This is a genomic window from Paenibacillus turicensis, from assembly GCF_050461185.1.
GTDB lineage: Bacteria > Bacillota > Bacilli > Paenibacillales > Paenibacillaceae > Fontibacillus > Fontibacillus turicensis_A.
Genome location: NZ_JBCMOR010000005.1, coordinates 1,563,822 through 1,584,369 on the forward strand (window position 1 = coordinate 1,563,822; position 20,548 = coordinate 1,584,369).

23 protein-coding genes and 1 tRNA gene are annotated in these 20,548 nt (G+C 37.8%); 6 read left to right on the plus strand and 18 right to left on the minus strand.

The window, feature by feature from the left end; genetic code table 11:
- Positions 1-40: 40 nt before the first annotated feature.
- Positions 41-1,045, minus strand: coding sequence for a catabolite control protein A (gene ccpA / locus ABE099_RS09490; RefSeq protein ID WP_430029650.1), 1,005 nt, complete (start codon positions 1,043-1,045; stop codon positions 41-43).
- Positions 1,046-1,390: 345 nt separating this feature from the next.
- Positions 1,391-1,720 carry a hypothetical protein gene (locus tag ABE099_RS09495; RefSeq protein ID WP_430029652.1) on the minus strand — a complete coding sequence of 110 codons (330 nt, stop codon included), beginning with the start codon at positions 1,718-1,720 and terminating at the stop codon, positions 1,391-1,393.
- 300 nt (positions 1,721-2,020) lie between these two features.
- Between ABE099_RS09495 and ABE099_RS09500 the strand changes: the two genes are divergently transcribed.
- Entirely contained in the window at positions 2,021-2,545 is a 525-nt protein-coding gene (locus tag ABE099_RS09500) for a type 1 glutamine amidotransferase domain-containing protein (RefSeq protein WP_430029654.1), read from the plus strand.
- A 354-nt stretch (positions 2,546-2,899) separates the two neighbouring features.
- Here ABE099_RS09500 and ptsP read toward each other — a convergent pair whose 3' ends face one another.
- From ptsP to ABE099_RS09535, 7 genes are all read right to left on the minus strand, one after another.
- The gene (gene ptsP, locus ABE099_RS09505; RefSeq protein ID WP_430029656.1) at positions 2,900-4,609 is read right to left on the minus strand and encodes a phosphoenolpyruvate--protein phosphotransferase; all 1,710 of its coding nucleotides are present in this window, start codon (positions 4,607-4,609) and stop codon (positions 2,900-2,902) included.
- A gap of 394 nt (positions 4,610-5,003) precedes the next feature.
- Entirely contained in the window at positions 5,004-5,420 is a 417-nt protein-coding gene (locus ABE099_RS09510) for a type II toxin-antitoxin system YafQ family toxin (RefSeq protein ID WP_430029658.1), read from the minus strand.
- Positions 5,417-5,695 carry a type II toxin-antitoxin system RelB/DinJ family antitoxin gene (locus tag ABE099_RS09515; RefSeq protein WP_430029660.1) on the minus strand — a complete coding sequence of 93 codons (279 nt, stop codon included), beginning with the start codon at positions 5,693-5,695 and terminating at the stop codon, positions 5,417-5,419. Before ABE099_RS09515 ends, ABE099_RS09510 begins: the two co-directional genes overlap by 4 nt.
- Positions 5,696-5,921: 226 nt before the next feature.
- The gene (locus ABE099_RS09520; protein ID WP_430029662.1) at positions 5,922-6,350 is read right to left on the minus strand and encodes a CoA-binding protein; all 429 of its coding nucleotides are present in this window, start codon (positions 6,348-6,350) and stop codon (positions 5,922-5,924) included.
- Positions 6,351-6,439: 89 nt separating this feature from the next.
- Positions 6,440-7,735, minus strand: a complete 1,296-nt coding sequence (gene aroA, locus ABE099_RS09525; RefSeq protein ID WP_430029664.1) for a 3-phosphoshikimate 1-carboxyvinyltransferase — start codon at positions 7,733-7,735, stop codon at positions 6,440-6,442.
- Positions 7,736-7,939: 204 nt separating this feature from the next.
- Complete coding sequence (gene gndA, locus ABE099_RS09530; protein ID WP_430029667.1) at positions 7,940-9,349, minus strand: NADP-dependent phosphogluconate dehydrogenase; 1,410 nt, start codon at positions 9,347-9,349, stop codon at positions 7,940-7,942.
- A gap of 152 nt (positions 9,350-9,501) precedes the next feature.
- The gene (locus ABE099_RS09535) at positions 9,502-10,098 is read right to left on the minus strand and encodes a hypothetical protein (protein ID WP_430029669.1); all 597 of its coding nucleotides are present in this window, start codon (positions 10,096-10,098) and stop codon (positions 9,502-9,504) included.
- A gap of 225 nt (positions 10,099-10,323) precedes the next feature.
- Between ABE099_RS09535 and ABE099_RS09540 the strand changes: the two genes are divergently transcribed.
- Positions 10,324-10,947 carry a DUF1054 domain-containing protein gene (locus ABE099_RS09540; protein WP_430029672.1) on the plus strand — a complete coding sequence of 208 codons (624 nt, stop codon included), beginning with the start codon at positions 10,324-10,326 and terminating at the stop codon, positions 10,945-10,947.
- A gap of 20 nt (positions 10,948-10,967) precedes the next feature.
- On the opposite strand, the gene ABE099_RS09545 is transcribed toward ABE099_RS09540, so the two are convergent.
- Positions 10,968-12,239: an MFS transporter gene (locus ABE099_RS09545; RefSeq protein ID WP_430029674.1), complete on the minus strand. Its 1,272-nt coding sequence runs from the start codon at positions 12,237-12,239 to the stop codon at positions 10,968-10,970.
- 252 nt (positions 12,240-12,491) lie between these two features.
- Here ABE099_RS09545 and ABE099_RS09550 point away from each other — a divergent pair, with 252 nt between their 5' ends.
- Positions 12,492-13,967: an aminotransferase class I/II-fold pyridoxal phosphate-dependent enzyme gene (locus ABE099_RS09550; RefSeq protein WP_430029676.1), complete on the plus strand. Its 1,476-nt coding sequence runs from the start codon at positions 12,492-12,494 to the stop codon at positions 13,965-13,967.
- A 78-nt stretch (positions 13,968-14,045) separates the two neighbouring features.
- Here the strand turns inward: ABE099_RS09550 and ABE099_RS09555 are convergent, their stop codons facing one another.
- Positions 14,046-14,369 carry a DUF1292 domain-containing protein gene (locus ABE099_RS09555; RefSeq protein ID WP_430029678.1) on the minus strand — a complete coding sequence of 108 codons (324 nt, stop codon included), beginning with the start codon at positions 14,367-14,369 and terminating at the stop codon, positions 14,046-14,048.
- Positions 14,370-14,485: 116 nt separating this feature from the next.
- Positions 14,486-15,034 (minus strand): copper amine oxidase, encoded by a 549-nt coding sequence (locus tag ABE099_RS09560; protein WP_430030560.1) that lies wholly within the window; start codon positions 15,032-15,034, stop codon positions 14,486-14,488.
- A gap of 157 nt (positions 15,035-15,191) precedes the next feature.
- On the opposite strand from ABE099_RS09560, the gene ABE099_RS09565 reads away from it, so the two are divergent.
- Positions 15,192-15,926, plus strand: coding sequence for an MBL fold metallo-hydrolase (locus ABE099_RS09565; RefSeq protein ID WP_430029680.1), 735 nt, complete (start codon positions 15,192-15,194; stop codon positions 15,924-15,926).
- 87 nt (positions 15,927-16,013) lie between these two features.
- Here the strand turns inward: ABE099_RS09565 and ABE099_RS09570 are convergent, their stop codons facing one another.
- The 6 genes from ABE099_RS09570 to ABE099_RS09595 form a co-directional block, all read right to left on the minus strand.
- The gene (locus tag ABE099_RS09570) at positions 16,014-16,658 is read right to left on the minus strand and encodes an HXXEE domain-containing protein (protein ID WP_430029682.1); all 645 of its coding nucleotides are present in this window, start codon (positions 16,656-16,658) and stop codon (positions 16,014-16,016) included.
- A 45-nt stretch (positions 16,659-16,703) separates the two neighbouring features.
- Positions 16,704-17,285 carry a TetR/AcrR family transcriptional regulator gene (locus ABE099_RS09575; RefSeq protein ID WP_430029685.1) on the minus strand — a complete coding sequence of 194 codons (582 nt, stop codon included), beginning with the start codon at positions 17,283-17,285 and terminating at the stop codon, positions 16,704-16,706.
- 256 nt (positions 17,286-17,541) lie between these two features.
- Positions 17,542-17,778 (minus strand): DUF3892 domain-containing protein, encoded by a 237-nt coding sequence (locus tag ABE099_RS09580; RefSeq protein ID WP_210088109.1) that lies wholly within the window; start codon positions 17,776-17,778, stop codon positions 17,542-17,544.
- Positions 17,779-17,849: 71 nt separating this feature from the next.
- Positions 17,850-18,293 carry a GNAT family N-acetyltransferase gene (locus tag ABE099_RS09585; RefSeq protein WP_430029689.1) on the minus strand — a complete coding sequence of 148 codons (444 nt, stop codon included), beginning with the start codon at positions 18,291-18,293 and terminating at the stop codon, positions 17,850-17,852.
- A gap of 45 nt (positions 18,294-18,338) precedes the next feature.
- Positions 18,339-18,533 carry a hypothetical protein gene (locus ABE099_RS09590; protein WP_430029691.1) on the minus strand — a complete coding sequence of 65 codons (195 nt, stop codon included), beginning with the start codon at positions 18,531-18,533 and terminating at the stop codon, positions 18,339-18,341.
- 158 nt (positions 18,534-18,691) lie between these two features.
- Positions 18,692-18,764: transfer RNA gene (locus tag ABE099_RS09595), tRNA-Val, on the minus strand.
- Between the two features lie 345 nt (positions 18,765-19,109).
- On the opposite strand from ABE099_RS09595, the gene ABE099_RS09600 reads away from it, so the two are divergent.
- A complete protein-coding gene (locus tag ABE099_RS09600) occupies positions 19,110-19,373 on the plus strand; it encodes a hypothetical protein (RefSeq protein WP_430029694.1) in 264 nt (87 codons plus the stop codon).
- A 334-nt stretch (positions 19,374-19,707) separates the two neighbouring features.
- Positions 19,708-20,481: a polysaccharide deacetylase family protein gene (locus ABE099_RS09605; RefSeq protein WP_430029696.1), complete on the plus strand. Its 774-nt coding sequence runs from the start codon at positions 19,708-19,710 to the stop codon at positions 20,479-20,481.
- The last annotated feature ends 67 nt before the right edge of the window (positions 20,482-20,548 follow it).

The window sequence follows — 20,548 nt, forward strand, 5'->3', positions numbered from 1 at the left end:
CTTTTCATATCTAATCTATTGTATATAGTAAACAACAAAATTAAAGGTGACTTACAGATAACCGTAAAATCGTCTCATGTGGTAAAATAACTCGTGGATTCTCAACTGTTTCTTTTTTCATTAGTTTTGTTAACAAACGCATCGCTACTGCACCAAGATCGTACATCGGTTGCGCTACTGTCGTTAATTGTGGTCGCACCATTGAAGCCATACGAATATTATCTACACTAATAATAGAAAAATCATCTGGAACCTTCAAGCCTTCATCCTGAATGCTATGAATCGCACCAATTGCCATCTCATCTGTTGCTGCAAATATTGCAGTCGGACGATTTTTTAATCCAAGGAAATATTTCATAGCTTCCACACCAGATTCATAACGGTAATTACCAATACGAACTAAATCCTCTTGATACGTAATCCCGTTTGTTTCGAGTGCACGTTTGTAACCTTGGAAACGAGCAAAACCATTTGCAGGATCTTGAAGTGTGCCGCTAATCATCGCAATATGTGTGTGCCCATGACGTATCAATGTACTTACTGCATCAAATGCTGCAGCTTCATGATCGATATCAACAGAAGGAATTTCCCCTTGCTCGTCACTTGTTGCACATAATACGATTGGAACAGAAGAGGTTTTAAAGGCTTGAATGTGCTCTTCAGTTACAGCCCCACCCATAAATAATAATCCATCCACCTGCTTCTCCAACAGTGTATTAATAACTCTAATTTCTTTTTCTTTTTTCTTATCTGCATTACACAAAATAATATTATAGTGATACATGTTCGCAATATCTTCAATCCCCCGAGCAATTTCTGCTAGGATAGAATTGGAAATATCAGGTATAACTACGCCAACTGTCGTTGTCTTTTTACTTGCTAACCCTCTTGCAACAGCATTTGGACGATATCCCAAACGCTCAATTGCTTCATATACCTTTTTTCGTGTCTGTGGTTTCACGTTCGGGTTATTGTTAACAACCCGGGAAACTGTAGCCATTGAGACACCTGCTTCACGTGCCACATCATAAATGGTAACCGTCACGTTATTCGCTCCATTATAAATAGATTTTTATTACATTTTTTTGTTATAATTCCGTCTGTTCCTGTGTTCCAATTAAAATTATGATACGACAAATTATTACTTTACGCAATCTAAACACCTTATTCAGACCAGATTGATTTGAATTATCGTCAGATTTCAACCCTTTAGTCTCTCCTCTAGCCTCAATAACATGTCCATCTTAGTTTGTTAGTGTCTGTATGTAACTCTGACCTTTTTGTTAAATTGGATATACGACAATCTAACGATATGATTAACGTCTTCTAATATTTTAACAAAAAGGCAAAGTGAAAAACAACTCAAAACAGTGAAAAATCATGAAAATAATCAATTTACGCCAGTAAAAAACATATTATTAACATATTTAGATAATTGAGATAGTCGTTTTGTTAATGTTTCCATCCATTCTTCATCCTTTGAAGACTTAGCATAGCCATATAAGTCTAACAATAAATTAATTCTTTCCTCACATCTGTGCTCAAAAGCGTTCTCAAAGCTCTCAGTGCTATCTTCATCCCATGACTCATATAATTCCCATAATACAGCAGCAAATTCATTCATTTCTGTAAAATCAATCTCATAATTAATTTTCTTATTTGTTTGGTTTAAAGTTAATAAAAATTGTTTCATATCATCCTTAATAGCTGGATGAAGCATGTATGAGCATCCTGCTTCACATTCATATACAGGTACCCGTTTTAATTTAACTCCATTTTTAGAAATAACGAATCTAAAACCTAGATTCATAGTTTGTCCACAATGACATGACTTCCACACAATCTCACCCCATCTTAATGCTTGGTTCAGTTGTTCCTATTCTATTATATACGTTAATTTGAAATAATGGCTTGGAAAGGTTTTCAAGTAAAGTATATTACAAAAATTTTGAAACTTATTTTCTTTTTGATACAATAAAATTTGAAGTATTTTCAGACCACAAATAGGAGGAATTACAATATGAGACTTGCAGGTAAGAAGGTTATCGCGTTCGTAGACGAGGAGTTTGAAGATTTAGAGTTGTGGTATCCTATTTATCGCATCCAAGAAGAGGGTGCTGAGGTTCACCTTGTTGGTCAGGAAAAAGGAAAAAAGTACATTGGAAAATATGGTGTGCCGGCTGAAGCACAATTTTCATATGAGGAAATAGATGGGGAAAATTATGATGGAATTCTTGTGCCAGGAGGTTGGGCGCCTGATAAAATACGTCGTTACCCAAAAGTATTAGCATTAATCTCTGAATTTCATGAACAAAAGAAAGTGATTGGACAAATCTGTCATGCAGGTTGGGTGTTGATTTCAGCGAAAATTTTAAACGGAGTTACAGTTACCTCTACTCCAGGAATTCGAGATGATATGGAAAATGCCGGTGCCATTTGGAAGGATGAGCCTGTCGTTGTAGATGGACATATTATTTCAGCACGTCGTCCACCTGACCTTCCGCCTTATGGAAAGGCATTAGTAGACGCTTTAGCTCAAAAATAGCTTTAAAATTTAATTTAAAAGGCTCTATTTAGAAATTAGTACTTGCCAACGATAGGAGTCTGGTAGCTACGATCCAGAGCGTTCTTGCGATTGTGTTAAAATCATATTCCTTTTTATTAAAGTCTATTGATGGATGGAATTTGATTTTAAAAGACAATCTTCAGAATCGTTCTGTCTCTTCGCTAATTTGGGTTAGCGGTCAAGAACTAATTTCAAGATTGAGCCATTTAAAATAAATAATAAAAAATTTAAAAGGTAGTACCTACTCTGTACTAATACAGAAGTGAGGCACTACCTTTTTACCTTTAAATTCAGGTTTTCAGTAATGATTCAGCTTTTACACCAAAGCTCTAATTAAACTTCATTTAACTCTTTTTCTATCTCCGTCGCAGTCGATAGCTGATAACAGCGTGCACCAACCTCACGAACATGTGCTGCATTTGTATTCAATACCTTATGCTTCACTCTAAGCAAGGATTGTGGTGACATACTAAGGTGGTCTACACCAAGATGCATCCAAATCGGGATGGATTTCTCATCGCCTGCCATTTCCCCACAAACACTAATAGGTATCCCTGCCTCCTTGGCTGCTTGTACCGTTTGACGCAACATTCTTAACACAGCTGGATGATACCAACGGTATAAATGAGCGATCGTTTCGTTCATCCGATCCACGGCTAACACGTATTGTACTAAATCATTTGTACCAATACTAAAGAAATCAACTTCAGCGGCTAACAAATCCGCGATTTGTGCCGTTGCTGGTACTTCAATCATAATGCCAACCTGTATGTTTGCATTGTATTTCAGACCACGTTGATCTAAATCCCGCTTAGCTTCTTCCAAAACTGCATTAGCTTGCCTTAATTCCTCCAATGAAGAAATCATTGGGTACATGATTTTTACATTTCCGTAGTCGCTTGCTCGCAAGATAGCACATAGTTGTGTTTTAAACATTTCCTTGTTATCCAAACAAATTCGAATGGCACGATAACCAAGAAATGGATTTTCTTCCTCAGGTAGATCAAAATACTCAAGCTGCTTATCTCCACCGATATCCAGTGTACGAATCACAACAGGTCTTCCTTCTGCAGCTAAGGTGATTTGCTTATACACCTCGAATTGCTCTTCCTCTTCAGGGAATTCAGAGCGATTCATATATAAAAATTCAGTTCGAAACAATCCAACGCCCTCTGCTCCATGCTTTAGTACCTGTCTCAGATCGTTCATCGAGCTAATGTTACCCATTAAGTGCATATGAACGCCATCTTGTGTCACAGCATCAACGGTAGCTAGTGCTTGTAATTGTTCCTTGTGCTTCGCTTGATTCTCAGCAATTGCTGTATAATGTGCGATGATGTCCTCACTTGGATCAACAAAAACTTTGCCTTCACCGCCATCTATAACTAAAAAATCTCCCGTTTCTAGCGGCTTGCTTAATTTATTTTCTAGACCAGAAACTAGTGGAATTCCTAATGCACGAGCCATAATCGCAGAATGCGAAGTAAGTCCACCCGCCATAGTGACCATTCCAAGTACATGATTTGGATTTAAATGCACAAGTTGTGATGGTGAAAGCTCACGTGCAACTAAAATATAAGGGTTAGTATCTGCTGGCAAAGTGACCTCAGGTGTACCTAACAAATGCTTTAACAACCGATTTCCAACATCCTTAATATCTAACGCACGTTCCTTCATATATTCATCATCCAACAAGTCAAACATCGTTACAAAGTGATCAATAGCTTCCTTTACAGCTACCTCTGCTGCCTTATACTGACGTTCGATAATGCCTTGAATTTCGCTCATAAATACAGGATCTTCTAAAATCGCTAAATGAGCATCAAAAATGCCGGATTCACTTACCCCAACCGTTTCCTTAATCTCATTTTTCATATCCTCAATTTCGGTTTTAGAAGTACGAATTCCTTCATATAGCCTTTCAAATTCAAGAGATAGATCTACCTTCTCCATACGCTGATCTGGTACATCCCAATCCCAGGCAGGTAGCACAAAAGCCTTGCCAATCGCAACGCCTACTGCTGCACCGATGCCTTGTATCATGCTGTGACCCCCTATTGTCTATATAAAGTTATGCTTCCTAATGCTTTATTTAATTATATATACTCGCATTAGGCTCTTCTCTGTCTAATATGGTAAGCCTAGCCTTATAAATTTGTCAAAGGAAAAAAGAAAAATTATAACTTGCTTTGTTAGCTAATTTATGATTAGCATCTTAATTAAGGCTTCACACAAAAATCAATGGTTGCCAATGATGGAGATGGATGGCTACGGACAGAGAGTTCGACTTCTCCAAAATCCCTCTGCCCCTTCGCTAGCTTGGGTTGTTCTCATCTACTAATTTATATGATGAACCTTAATTAAAGCATTAATTCTATTCATTTGTATTATTTTGAATATTTATATGTATTATTCTCTTTGAAAAATAATGTGAAAATTAAGACAACATTTTAGAAGACTTTCCCACAAGACAGTATATTAGAGGAAGTAAAAAAATTATATTCAAGGACATAAGTGCAAAATTCAGTGTGATAAATAAAACAATGCCGTATGGGACCCCCCAACGGCATTGCCTACTTTCCAAACAGATCACTGTACCAGTTCGAGCCAAGGTCAAAATTAAAACGTCATCCTCAATACGATAAACATGTAACCAATCGGGAAGTATGTGGCATTCGCGGTGTCCTCTCCAATTACCTGTAAGAGCATGGTCCTTATTCTTTTCGGGTAAAGAAACATCACTCGCAAGTTTCTCTACAATCTGTTCTAAAAGGTCAGTCTTTAGTCCGCGCTTCATTGCGAGCTTGTAGTCTTTTTTAAATTGAGTAGTTACTTTAACTGTATACTTAATCATTCCTTCAGGTCTGCAAAAAGCTGATTTAAGTCAGTATACCCCTTAACATTGGGATCCTTTGCAATCCTTTCCGCTTCAAGCATTGCAGCGATGGTTTCCTTAGTTGGCTTATTTAGTGTTACGTCAAAGGGAAGTCCGCCCTCACGGAGAGATTGACGAACAAAGATGTTAAATGCCGTTGAAATATTCATACCCAGCTCTGCAAAAAGAGCATCTGCCTGTGTCTTGAGTTCTGCATCCATTCGAATGCTAATATTTGTGGTATTACCAGCCATAAAAATGTACTCCTTTCTTACATTATACATATATTATATGCATTTTGCACGAAAAATACAATGAATAGCACGAATTAATCAACATTATTTTCACTTTGTTGCTGAAATTAGATTAATCTATTTTTCAGTACACCAAAGCAAATAAAAAAGAGACGTAAAAAGTCTCCTTGGTCTCTTTACGTCTCTCCCTTATTTAACTTAAATAATTTAGCCTATTTTATATGATTTACTTTCGAGGACCAATAAGTAGACTATCCTCTACCTTGATGCATCGATCCATAATGACAGTAAGTCCACCCTCAGCAGCAATCTGTGCAGCTTCTTCATTAATAATTCCTTGTTGAAGCCACAATACTTTAGCGTTGACGGCTACTGCTTCCTTAGCGATCTCGGGTGTAAATTCACTACGACGAAATACATTAACGATATCGATGGGTTCTGTGATATCAGCTAATGAAGCATATACTTGCTCGCCTAAAATTTCACCTTGCACAGCTGGATTGACAGGGATAATCCGATAACCATTTTGCTTTAAGGCACCTGCAACCATATAAGATGTACGGTCAGTTTTGTCCGATAGGCCTACGACAGCTATATTCCCTGCATTTTGTAAAATGGTTTTAATTTGTTCCCGTGTAGGATTTTCAAAAGCCATTTCTCACACCTCCGCTATAGTGTTGAACTCGTATTACTTTCTCCATAATGCTTACTGCTTATCAATCACTGAATCTAAATGTTGAATCCTTAATTATTATACTCCTCAATGATTGCCCCAAGCGAACGCATATGATCAAAAAACTGCGGATACGATTTAGCGACATGGTGAGCGTCTTTTATAACGATAGGTTGTCTTGCACGCAAGCCAACAACAGTTAACGCCATAATCACCCGATGATCATAGTGTGCATCAATTTCAACGCCACCTTCAATACCATCTGGTCTACCATGCACAATAATTTCGGATTGTTTTTCTTCTACATTTGCGCCTGCTTTACGTAGCTCGTTTAGATAATCTGTAATGCGGTCACATTCCTTATATCGTAAATTTTCTACGTTATAAAATCTAGAGCTCCCCTGTGCATATACCGCAGCTGCTACCATCGCTAATACCGCATCTGTTGCTGCATCTCCATCAAACTCAACAGGACGAAGTCTCCCATTTCCTTGAACATGTACAACCCCATTTTCATGTTTTAGTGGGACGTCCATCATTTGTAATACGTCTACAATCGCACGTTCGCCTTGCTTGCTTCGTTCCATTAATCGATGAACCTTAACGTCGGACTTAGTCACCGCAGCTGCTGCTAAAATAGCCGCTGAACCTGGGTAATCCCCTTGTACTGTATAAGTTCTAGCCTCATAGGACTGGCGACCAGGTACATGGAATGTTGTATAATCCTTTGTAGCGTGAATAATGATACCTGCTTGCTCTAGCACCTCTAACGTTTGTCCAATAACAACCTTTGATTTCAAATCACCTGTCACTTCAATTTCGCTGTCCTCAGGTAAAAGAGGCGTTAGGAATAACAGTGCACTTAAATATTGTGAGCTTACTTCTCCAGAGACAGTGATTTTTCCACCCTGTGGCTTGTTTCCTTCAATTGTAATCGGCAATCTACCATTTTGATGTGTAACCTTGGCACCTAACTGCTCTAATGCAACAATTAAATCATCATGTGGACGTTTGCCTAATGAATCTGGGTACGTATTTACAAAATGAATATTATCTCCTAATGCAGCAATTGCCATTAAAAAGCGCAAAACTGCACCTGCATTACCAACATTAAGCTCCTGATTTGGCTTAGGATTGCGTCCAAAGCCTGTAATTACGATCTTTTCATCATCCTCTTCAATGACAGCACCTAAATCAACAATGCAACGACGCATAGCATCACTATCCTCGCTATGGGCAGGGTAATATACTGTGCTCGTCCCTTCTGCCAGCGCGGCTACAAGTAAATATCTCGTTGTATAATTTTTAGAAGAAAGAGCACCAAACTCTCCCTTAAGCTCACCAACAGGCTTCACGATTACGTCCATGCACATATCCCCTTTTATCTGTGTCACTCTTATTAGCGATTAACCGCTGTAACGCATTAAATAACTTTTTTATTATCATAACATAAGCGGCCAAGTTACTCTACTACAGGAAACTAAAGTTTTATATTATGAAATTAAAAGAAGAGAGAGCTATTTGTTAGCTCTCTCTTGGTATAGCAGTAAGCTCAACATTCCATACTCTGCTTAGAACCATTGATGATGGAATACGCCTTCTTTATCCACACGTTTAAAGGTATGAGCACCAAAGTAATCACGTTGTGCTTGCAATAGATTCGCTGGTAAACGCTCTGTACGGTAGCTGTCATAATAGGACAACGCACTGGAGAAACCAGGAACAGGAATTCCATTTTCAACGGCAGTCGCAACAACTTTACGCCATGCATCTTGATACGTTGTAACTACATTGTTGAAGTATGGATCAAGCAACAAGTTTTTAAGTGCTGCATCACGATCGTATGCATCCTTAATATTTTGAAGGAATTGCGAACGAATAATGCAACCACCACGGAAAATCATTGCAATGTTTCCGTATTTCAAATCCCAACCGTATTCGTCGGAAGCAGCTCGCATTTGTGCAAAACCTTGAGCATACGAAACAATTTTACTTGCAAACAATGCTTTACGTACATTTTCAATAAATTCTGCTTTGTCGCCTTTAAATTCAGGCTTAGCTGGCCCACTTAAAATTTTGCTTGCCGCAACACGTTCTTCCTTCATTGCAGACAAGAAACGGGAGAATACAGATTCGGTAATCATGGAAAGAGGAACACCTAGATCAAGTGCGCTTTGACTTGTCCATTTTCCAGTTCCCTTTTGACCCGCAGCATCAAGAATAACGTCCACCATAGGTTTACCAGTTTCTTCATCGTATTGGGAGAAAATATCTGCCGTAATTTCGATGAGGTAGCTGTCAAGCTCGCCTTTATTCCACTCAGAGAAAATCTCATGGAACTCTTTAGCGTCTAAGCCAAGTACATCCTTAAGCAAATGATACGCTTCACCAATTAGCTGCATATCGCCATATTCAATCCCGTTATGCACCATCTTCACATAGTGACCAGCACCATCTGGGCCGATATATGTACAACAAGGGTCACCATTAACTTTTGCAGAAATTGCAGTTAAAATCGGTTCAACTAATTTATAAGCACTTTCTTGTCCGCCTGGCATAATAGCAGGTCCATTAAGTGCTCCTTCTTCACCACCAGATACTCCTGTACCGATAAAGCGGAAGCCTTTTGCTTCTAAATCTTTACTACGGCGCTGAGTATCAGGGAAATATGCATTACCACCATCGATAATAATATCGCCTTGATCTAAATATGGAAGCAACGACTCAATGGTTGCATCTGTTGCTGTTCCAGCTTGTACCATGATTAAAATTTTACGAGGTGTTTCCAAAGACTGTACAAACTCTTCAACTGAAAACGTGCCAACTACATTTTTACCTTGTGCCTCATTCGCAAGCATATCATGCGTTTTTTGAGGGGAACGGTTAAATACAGACACGGTGAAGCCCCTGCTCTCAATATTCAAGGCCAGATTTTTACCCATAACGGCAAGGCCAATAACACCAATTTGTTGTTTAGACATGGTCTCCATCCTTTGCTTCCTATATTTTTTTGATGATATCATTTTAACGCTTTTACATGCAGAAGTGAACCCCCCTAGCGAGAGGTTCATCTAACATTTATAAAGTTTTCATTTTCAACAATGATATACTTCACAATATACCCTTTCTAATTTTACCATTCCAGCATTATTAATTGTCTTCTTATAAGCCTCAGTCGCTCTTTACAAGCTTCTATTGCCTCATGATCACCTTTCTCTAGCAAGGCATTTAATAAATCTAATTCTAAATTAAGCTCTTGTTCAAGTTGTTCTAATTGTTGCTCAGCCGCTTGGGATGACATTAGCTCTTGTAATCTTTTAGCATCTAGGAGTGGTTCCTTTTGGTACAAAATCCGTTGCTTCACCCCAGAAATTTCAACCATCGTCATCACTTCGCCAAATATAATATTTTGGACCATTGTATGACTATTTTTTGTTCTTTTTACAACTGCATGACCTCTAAAGTCTTCAATTAGCTTCTCAAACCACTCAGCCAGCTTGACATCTCTGATGACATAATTGCCCTCTAGTTTATATCCTGATCCTACAGCTTCAAAGCACAGCTTTGTTAATTTTCGTCCCGTACGAACAGAAAGAATAAACTTAGAATCACTTTCACTCCAGTATAAGGAGTAACCATCTTGGATTAGCTCTGTAATTATTTGTCTAATATGCCGGCGGTTGAATCGAAGGTCTAAATTGCAGTATTCTACCTCATCACTTTTATTCACCGCATTCCCTCCCTTACGCCCTACAGCTAACTATCACTTCCTTAATCATTATGATGTAAAGGCTATACTTCATCTTATGATGCAAAAATGTAATTATTGATTGGATATCATCGAGACAAGATGAATTATTTTTCATTAACTCTTCATTAGAGCTTAAAAAAAACCTAACATGAAGTGTGGTATACTTGCCCCATACAAGATTTGGACTGTCAGGAGGAAAAATATATGGTATTTAACGGCTTTACTGAACAGGATTTTGCTAGCTTAACTACACCAGGACTGGAGGGTAGAATGGAGGCGATCATTACTCATATTCGTCCCAAATTAACACAGCTTGGAGAGCTGATGACACCATTTCTATCGATTATTTGTAATGAAGAAATGTACCCACACGTTGCAAAACATGCTCGTAGAAAAGTAAACCCACCTAAAGATACTTGGATTGCATGGGGACCAAATAAACGTGGGTATAAAGCGTTGCCTCATTTTGAAGTAGGTCTATTTGAAAGTCATTTATTTATTATTGTTGCTGTTATTTATGAAAGCCCAAATAAACAAAATTTTGCAAATTACTTAGAAAAGAATAGCAATAAATTAATTAAAAATATCCCTGCTAATTTTTATTGGTCGCTTGATCATATGAGTCCAGAAGGAACTCTACATCAGGAATGTACGAAGGAAACTTTACTACAAATGAGTCAAAAAATTAAAACGGTCAAAAAAGCAGAAGGAATTTGCGGGTTAAGGATTGAAAAAAATGACCCTTTACTACAACAGCCTGAAGCTCTCATTCAAACGATTGAGCAGACATTCCAAACTTTACTTCCGTTGTATAAAGGATCATTTTAATTTTTAATCATTGAACCAGATTAAGCTGGAACCTTTACAGGTGCCTGATGTCTCGCTAATATGATGTGAATAACAAATAGGATTGCCATTACTATAGCGCTACCTAAAAATGGCGAGGACGGTCCTAGTACGTCCCAGAGCTTGCCTGAGACAATCGGACCAGCAACCATACCCGAGCCTTGAATAGTGAGGAAGAAGCCCCATACAGTGCCTTTCTCGCTTTCTGGTAGGGTGTGGGAAATCATCGTATCCCATGTTGGTAAAATACAGGCGTAACTAACCCCGATTAAGATCACCGCTAACCACACTGTTGGAATAGACCTTGTCATTGCAAATAATCCCACCGCAAACGCGGATAAAGCAAAACCGATATGCAAAAACCACTTTGTTCCAACTCGATCAGACAGCTTGCCTACAGGAATTAGACCTAATACAGTTACAGCACCCCCAACAACAAGCAAAGCACTATAGGCTTGGGAGGACATTTTTAACACATTTAATATATACAAGGTAATAACGGGTGTAAGTAGGCCTATCGCAAACGACTGCAAAAATAAGGCAGGATACAACAACGGATGTACGTCTAAATGTTGTCTAATATGCTTTATAGTGCCCTTTAATCTTGACCAAGCTCCTAAAAGCCCCCGCTTCCCATTACCTTCTGTACGAGTAGCTGATTGATTTGATAAGACATGAATCTCTTGCTTTCTCCCTGGAAGGAAAAAAGCAACCACAATGTTTAAAGCAAGACATATTAATAATATCCAAAAAACGATATGATAAGAGCCTTGTGGAAAAAAGTTCATTACAACAGGTCCTGCACCTGTCCCCCCTAACGTGGACATTTGAATAATCCCCATCGCCGTCCCAAAATTATTGTTGGATTTTGTTACAGACGTAATTCCCATCATGACACATGGCCATAACGGTGCAGTCCCTACGCCAAGTAGCGCACAACCAAGCACGATAAACCCAACAGAAGAGGTAAAGGCGATTAAGGCAACGGCTAGAAAAGTAACTATCAGTCCAACGACCATTGTAATTCGAAATCCAATACGTTCAATTAGCCATCCCGCAGGGCTACGAAAGACGTTGTCCCCGATATATTGCAGAGAAAACGATAAGCCGATCGCAAACGTGCTTAATTGGAGCACACTTCCCATGTATACAGGTAATATCACTACAATTAAGGAACCTTTAACAAACTCCACCAAAAACATAATTAACCATAGGCATAAAAAGGTGGGTGTAATTAATTTACGAGTTCCAGACAATCTGGATGTAATTTTCATAGCTATTTCCTCCCTACACAACAATGACGGTTAATGTTAGCTTACCCAAGTATGATTCACATATATCATTTTAATAAAATTGATTAGCTAAATGTTGGTTTTACTGGTATTAAAGCAATCAATAATTCATTGTAACCTAGGCAAGCCTATAAAATATAGGAGCTCACAAAAACCTTTGCTTGCAATCCTGCACTAATTTGCTATACTCAACCTTGTTTAAAAATAATATCAAGAGAGGTAGGGATGGCCATTATGGACCACAAACGCACGCCGCTATTTACAGCCCTCAAACAGCATGCGGCCGGCAATCCCGTTCAGTTCCACATTCCCGGTCATAAGAAGGGACAAGGAACTGATGAAGAATTTCGAGCATTTATTGGCGATAACGCCTTATCGATCGATCTCATTAACATTGCACCTTTGGATGATTTGCACCAGCCTAATAAAGTAATATTGGAAGCACAGCAATTGGCTGCAGATGCATTTGGTGCTGATTATACTTATTTTTCTGTGCAAGGTACGAGTAGTGCCATTATGACGATGATTATGTCCGTATGTTCACCAGGGGACAAAATTATCATCCCAAGGAATATTCATAAATCCATCATGTCTGCCATAATATTTTCAGGAGCAAAACCAATTTTCGTCTCTCCTTCTCAAGATGAGACCATTGGGATTGATCATGGAATTACTACTTTTTCCGTTAGCAGAGCGTTAAAAAAACATCCCGATGCAAAAGCCGTGTTAGTTATAAATCCAACCTATTTTGGTGTTTGCGCTAACTTAGCTGAGCTTGTTGAATTAGCTCACGAGTTTGGTGTGCCCGTGCTTGTAGATGAAGCTCATGGTGTGCATATTCATTTCCACGAAGATTTGCCTATGTCTGCGATGCAAGCTGGTGCCGATATGGCTGCAACAAGTGTGCATAAGCTTGGTGGCTCTATGACGCAAAGCTCTGTGTTAAACGTAAATACTAAAAATGGCTTTGTTAACCCACAACGTGTGCAAACAATTTTAAGTATGCTTACAACAACTTCTACCTCTTATCCATTGCTTGCATCATTAGATACATCAAGAAGAAATCTTGCGCTGAATGGTCGCGAGTTAATTGGAAAAACGATTGAGCTTGCTCACTATGCACGTTATCAAATTAACCAAATCGAAGGCTTGTATTGCTTTGGCAAAGAAATTTTAGGCGGAGAAGCAACGTATGATTTTGACCCGACTAAAGTGACTACCCATGTCCGTCATCTTGGCATTACAGGCTATGAGGCTGAAAACTGGCTCAGAGAGCATTATAATATCGAGGTTGAGCTTAGTGACATGTATAACATCTTGTGTCTTGTAACTTTTGGAGATACCCAGGATTCTGTTGATTTCTTGTTAAAAGCACTACGCGACTTGTCCAAAACTTTTTATGTTGAGAACAATGCAAATGAATTGATTGTAAAAGTACCTGAAATTCCGCTCTTATCCCTCATCCCTCGTGATGCATTTTATGCGGATACCGAAGTTGTACCTTTTAAGGAGTCAGCAGGTCGAATTATTGCAGAGTTTATTTATGTATACCCACCTGGAATTCCGATCTTGTTACCAGGGGAAGTTATTTCTCAAGACAATATCGACTATATTGTAGATCATGTTGAGGTTGGCTTACCTGTAAAAGGTCCTGAGGATCGTTCTGTGCAACAAGTTAAAGTTATTATTGAAGCAGATCCCATTTTTTAAAAATTAATTCAGCACAACAAAAGAGAGCTATTCCTTTATCACTAAAAAGTGAGTGAGGAATAGCTCTTTTAACTTTAATTACACGCCTTCATGGTCAGCAACAAGCTTGTTGTATGCTTCTTCAACTAAAGCCCATTCTGCTTCATCTTCGATGTTATACAACATCATTTCTTCGTTTTCTTCCTCTAGACGCAAAATAATACCATCTGCCTCTGTATTATTACGTTCAAGTAGAAGTGCATATAGCTTATCAGCGACATCAAATGTTTCCACAAGAACCATTTCAACATCGTTGCCATGCTCATCTGTTAATGTTAATACAAACTCTTCATGCTCATGATCATGACCGTGGTCATGTCCACATCCACATGCTTCACCGTGTTCGTGATTGTGCTCACTCATTATAAAACCCTCACCTTTTTTGTTAAATTGTCTTAATTGACATTACAATCTGTACGTATCGTACCACTTTTCAAAGGGACAGGTCAATTCACAAAGATATGTTTTATTATAAAGCATTAATTAAGGACATTAATTTCCTTTTCAGCTACCTGTGAAAAACTTTTTCCCTGTTTCATATAGAACGCTACCTTATATTTTCCTGTAGCTTTAAAATCATAAGTAAAGTCCTCAGTACGGAACCAGAAGTTATCTAGTTTTCCTTTGATTTCTTTAGTCTGAATGACCTTGCTTGCTCCATTTGGTGCAATAATGCTAACACGAACAGCACTAATATTTACTTTTAAATTATCGATTTGAGAAAATACATTAAACTTCAGCTTCCCCGTTTTTTTCACATCTCCAAATACGCCATCCTCCGTAAATAAAAATATATGCACGTTTGGTTTATTGTAGGTTACGGTTTTCGTTGCTTCATTGTATTGGGTCAATCCATCTAATTCACGGACTGGAATGTATGTTTTCCCCTCGATTAGGTAACCACCATCTTCTATGCCTGCTCCATTTATTAAAAGCTTCACCTTAGATGTTGCAGCATCGGCAAAAATAAGACCACTACTCATCAATGATAATAGGATAACGAGTATCCCCACTCTTCTCCACTTCACTGTAAACCCTCCATTTTCAATATGTTCATGCATGTAGTGTCTTCCCCTACATGGTTCAATAAATAAATATGCTAATATATGTGTATACTTCAACAACGAAATGAAGTTGCGGTAGCGAAGTCATTTATACCCATTTTATACTAGGAGGGCTTATGTAATGACCTTACAGCTTCAAATGTTAGGAACTGGTGGCGCCTTTTCAAGAAAATACTATAACAATAATGGTTTATTACTTACCGAGAACTACACTTTACTCATTGATTGTGGCAATACGGCATTACTTGCACTTCACGAGCTTGGTCGTTCGCCCGAGTCTATCGATGCGATTTTTATTACTCATATTCATGGCGATCATGTCGGAGGCCTTGAGGAATTTGCCTTTTATATGAACTTAATTCACCAGCGCAAACCCGTATTATACATTGCAGAAGATCTCGTGACACCGCTCTGGGAAAACACGTTAAAAGGTGCAATGGGGAACGGGGACGACTTAGGTATTCGAGATTATTTTGAGGTCATAACACTTCAGAAAGAAGTGACAAACCAAATTGCGGAGGGACTTACTCTTAAGCTCTTGCAAACACCACATATGCCAGGAAAATCGAGCTATTCGCTTGTCATTAATGATCATATTTTTTATAGCTCAGACATGACATTTCAGCCAAATTTATTATATAAGCTCGTTTATGAGGAGAAGATTACTCAAATTTTTCACGAAGTACAATTAAACGGAGTTGGACGTGTTCATACGTCATTACAGGAGTTATTGTCTCTTCCTACTGACATCCAACAGATGATTTCTTTAATGCATTATGAAGATAACATGGGCGATTTTGTAGGGCGTATCGGGGAAATGAAATTTTTGGAGCAGCAAAAAATTTATACTTTATAGATTAAGAGTGAAGAGGAAGGACACAGCGATAATCGAAAGACAGCGACAGCAAGGATCAAGATACTATACCCCAAGCTGTCGCTTACTTTATAACGATCGACCTTTTTTATTATTAAATATAGAACTTAATTGGTTTTGTGAAAATTTATGAATAGAGTTTTTGTTGCGTAACCATGTATTCCCTTTTACGATAAAAATGTAAACAGCGATGGCAAAATAAAATGTGCTCCAAATCCAGTCAGACCAAGTAATTAAATGCTGTTCATATACGTAGTTGATATACCAGATTCCAACCGGTAAATGCACAAAAAGTGCGGAAGCTAATCCAGGATTATATATGCATTTTGCTCTTATATTAATGATGATGCCATGAAAAATAATTTGGAAAAAGCCCATTAATACAGGCGCCATTCCTAACCATATAACTGAAGGAAAGAAGATCGGGATTAAGTAGAATATGTAGGCGATCACCACATTTATGATCATTGCAGACTGTTTATTTAGCGGATAGTTGTCTGGAGAGTGACTTTTAAATAGCGCTATATTGAATACGCCTGGAAAGTACCCTGGCCAGCGATACTCTTCAAATTGATGAAGAAGAATTGCAACAAAGCTCAACCACAAAATGCTGTTCATCCGCGGTATGATTGCCCAGTTCATTACAAGAACAATACAGACTACAAATCCAATAATTAGCCCAAAATCCTGCCAATATTTTCTTAAAAGACTCATTCTAATCCACCTCAATCTTAAGTTTATTAACCAAATACGATTGAACTAATGGAAATATCTTTCAAATAGCAAGTCAATCTGATCCTCTATTGGGGCAATTTTTATAGAGGCTCCAGTTTCAAGAATAGGACTCATTAGTGCCGGTAAAAACAGAGCACCAAAAATCTGCACCGTCATCGTCATCAGTTGGTCTGGCTGCTGTTCATTGGTTAACTCTCTTAAAGTACGCTGTATTTTAGGAAATCCTAATAGATTTAAAAATGACCCATATTCATGCTGAGAGGAGAAAACAGTCTGACCCATCAGGATGATTCTAGAGAGCAATTCGGGGTATTGTCGGATGACTTGCAAATAATTCAGTAAAAATTGCCTCAATCTATCTCGTGCAGATATAGTGAAATCGTCAAGTATCGTAAAAGTATGTTCAAAGCTGCTTAATATCAATTTGATGGACTCGCTAAACAAGTTTTCTTTAGACCCGAAGTAATAGTTAACTAAAGCTACGTTTGTGCCTGAAGCCTCTGCAATTTTTTTAATGGTGATCTTCTCAAACCCTTCTTGCTTAGTTAACTCCAGAGTCGCGCGCATTATCTTCTCTTTAGTTTCTATTTTTTTGTCAGTCTCCATAGGGAACCTCCCATTTTTTTTATTTAAATAAATTATGACTTCATTGTTTTGTGTTATTTTTAGATTATGATTTAAATAACATTTTAAACGTTATTTAAAACAAGGTTTAAATTTATTATAGTTATCTTTTTCCAAATTTACAACGTTTATTATGTTAATTTTTAGAATGTGTAGCTATCCATTTTGTTTTTAAAAGCAAAAAAACGGTGTAGCTCATTGGCCACACCGTTTATTTAAATCCATTTCATTGTTAATATTAAAATGTTGGTAATGCATCTAAATTATTAGTTGGATCTCCATCTGCATCTCCACGAATATACATTTCGCCATCTTTTCCCTTAAATACATTCACACCTGCAATTGCACCCGCTTGTACCTCGTTTAATGCTTCATTGTATTCAAGTACTCGTCCACTAGATGTTTTAAATGCCTTTAAGTCACCGTCCCCATTTTTTTGAACGGCAATGAAACGTTCTCTTGTATGAATGTCCATAGCTTTCATCTCCTCCATTTTCATTTCCCGTTGGGGTTAATGATAATATGTCCCATTCATACAAAAACTATTTATAACATCTTCTCCATGCGTACATGAGGGATTCCCGCATCATCAAATGGCTCTGAGGATACCGTAGTGTAGCCTAGCTTTTCATAAAAGCCTTCAGCCTGACACTGGGCATCTAACACTGATTTGGTCAGCCCTAATTCTCGAGCAAGCTCTTCTAAAGCAATAATTAAAACAGCACCTAGGCCTTGCCCTCGATACGCCTTGCTGACCGCAATTCGCTGTAGCTTGGCTGCATTATCCTTATAAAAAATTAGTCTTCCCGTTGCAGCAGGTTTGCCCTCTACCTCAACTAAGATATGATGCACATTTTCATTAAGCACATCAAACTCATCAATTTCAATCTCTAACGGGACTTGTTGCTCCTTAACAAAAACCTCTTTTCGAATCGAAAAGCAATGCTCTAGCTGGTCTTTTTCCTTAACAGGGATAATTACTGCTGTCATCTTACGTCATTCACACCTTTTTGCTTAGAATATCGTCTCATTATACTATTGTTTTGAATATACGTCTTCTACAATTGCAGGTTCATATACATCATCTACAATAGAATGACCAAACCAAGCAGGTTTTGATGGTCGCTCTGACAGCGCTTGATCATGATTACAGCCTTGCGTAATTAGTATTAAAGCAATTCCAGCAACAATAAGCCCTAGCTTCGCATTGCCATTACTGTTGTTTTCCATCAGAATCCCCCCCTAAGAAAATCTATTTTAAGTGTTAGCTAGTGGGGATGTGAATATACACAATATTTAACGAAATTAAAATAATCAACCATTAACTAAAAGGAGTTTTGTATCCTTAAAGTTAATGGTTGATCATAAAAACTCACCTATCAAAAGTATGATCTGTGTAGGGTTCGAACCTACGACCTCTACCCTGTCAAGATAGCGCTCTCCCTGCTGAGCTAACAGATCGAATTAATATTGTTATCCATTTTTCGTCCTATTTAAATAATATAAGTGGTTAAGCTCAAATTGTAAAGCACCATCCAATTAAATATAACTTTATCTCTCCCTTCTTATTATTACTTCTATCTCTTTTTCGATTTGATTTTTTATTTAACGCAATTCAAAAATATATTCTCCTATCATAAACAATTATCAAAAATACATATCCATATATTTAGTTAATATGTATTATTCTAGACATAGAAAGGGGATTAAACATAATGATAGAGTAAATCAACTCAAATTAAGTAGAAACGCTAAAAAATATCTGCTACAATAACCTTAGCCTATTCTAATTAGGGAGCTGTATTTATGGAAGATAAACAGTTTGCAATTTTAAATCAACAACTAGAGAAGTTGACTTCTCACTTCATTCATATTGATGAACGTTTAGGTCGAATGGACGAGTGTCTCATTCGTATTGAAGCAGATCAGCACTTAATTAAAAAAGCGGTCTTAGACACTAATGAACGTGTCATGAAGATGGAAGCTGTCCTAGAAAATCAACATCGTATTATAGAATTATTATCAGCTCGCTCCATTGAGCAAGAAGCTACCTTAAAAAGAATCAAATAATGATATCCGATACTCCTGTATCGGTTTTTTTGTTTTTAATTGATGATGACCCAATGTGTGCGTATGACTGCTCCACTATTTTTACAAGCCTTCAGTAATAACTAACTCACCTTCTTCTGGCTCATGCTCCCCTGTTACCTCAATTATATTTCCATCTGGTGTTCATGTTCATTTTAGACACATGCATTAACTTGTTATCTGCCTGTTCCATTGAGCAAGAAACAGCATCATCCTAGGCAACAAACTTTAGCAGTTTAAAAATAAAGGATAAAATCACATCCCATAAAGCACACTAATCTTTATACATTGCTAACCATTGGAGGGTGTGCTACTTATGTTTACAGGAAACTTATTTTGCCGTAGGCTAACAGTGATCACATGTATCATTTTCCCTATGCTTACTTGCCAGGCAAGCGCTCAACCTAATTCACATTTGCGCAATCGTCATTATTATGAGGAACGTGGTGACATTGTGTGGGATGTTCCTACAGAGGAGAAGGCACTTGCTTTCACTTTTGACGACGGACCTGATGAAAAACAAACGTTAAAAATTTTAGAGGTGTTAGAAAAAAATGATGCTAAAGCAACGTTTTTTGTCGTTGGTAGTCGGGTTAAAAAATATCCTGATATTTTAAAAAAGGAATTAGCTCAAGGCCATGAGGTTGGCAATCATACCTACCACCATCCCTCTTTTCAAAATATAGCCCCGAACAAAGTGCTAAATGAAATTAGTGAGACACAAGACGCAATTTTTGCGGCAACAGGACATCGAGCAACTTTTTTTCGTCCTCCCGGTGGACAATTTAATGAAAAAATTGTAAATATCGCTAAAGAAAATAAATTACAGCTTATTTTATGGTCCTGGCACCAAGATACGAAGGACTGGGCTTCTCCTGGCGTGCAAAAAATTGTAAATCGAGTGTTAAAAAATGTACGTAACGGAGATATAATTTTAATGCATGATTGTGTTTATCATGAGCCTCAAACCGCTGAGGCATTGTCTATTTTATTACCTGAATTGAAAAAAAGAGGATATTCCTTCGTAACCGTCTCTCAGCTTCTGGCACATCGAGTTGCACCTAAAACTCATATTAAGGTTTCACAATAAGAAAGAATTATAAGTTTAGTTTTAGAGCCACTTTAATTATATTAGGGTGGCTTTTCGCTGTAGTTAA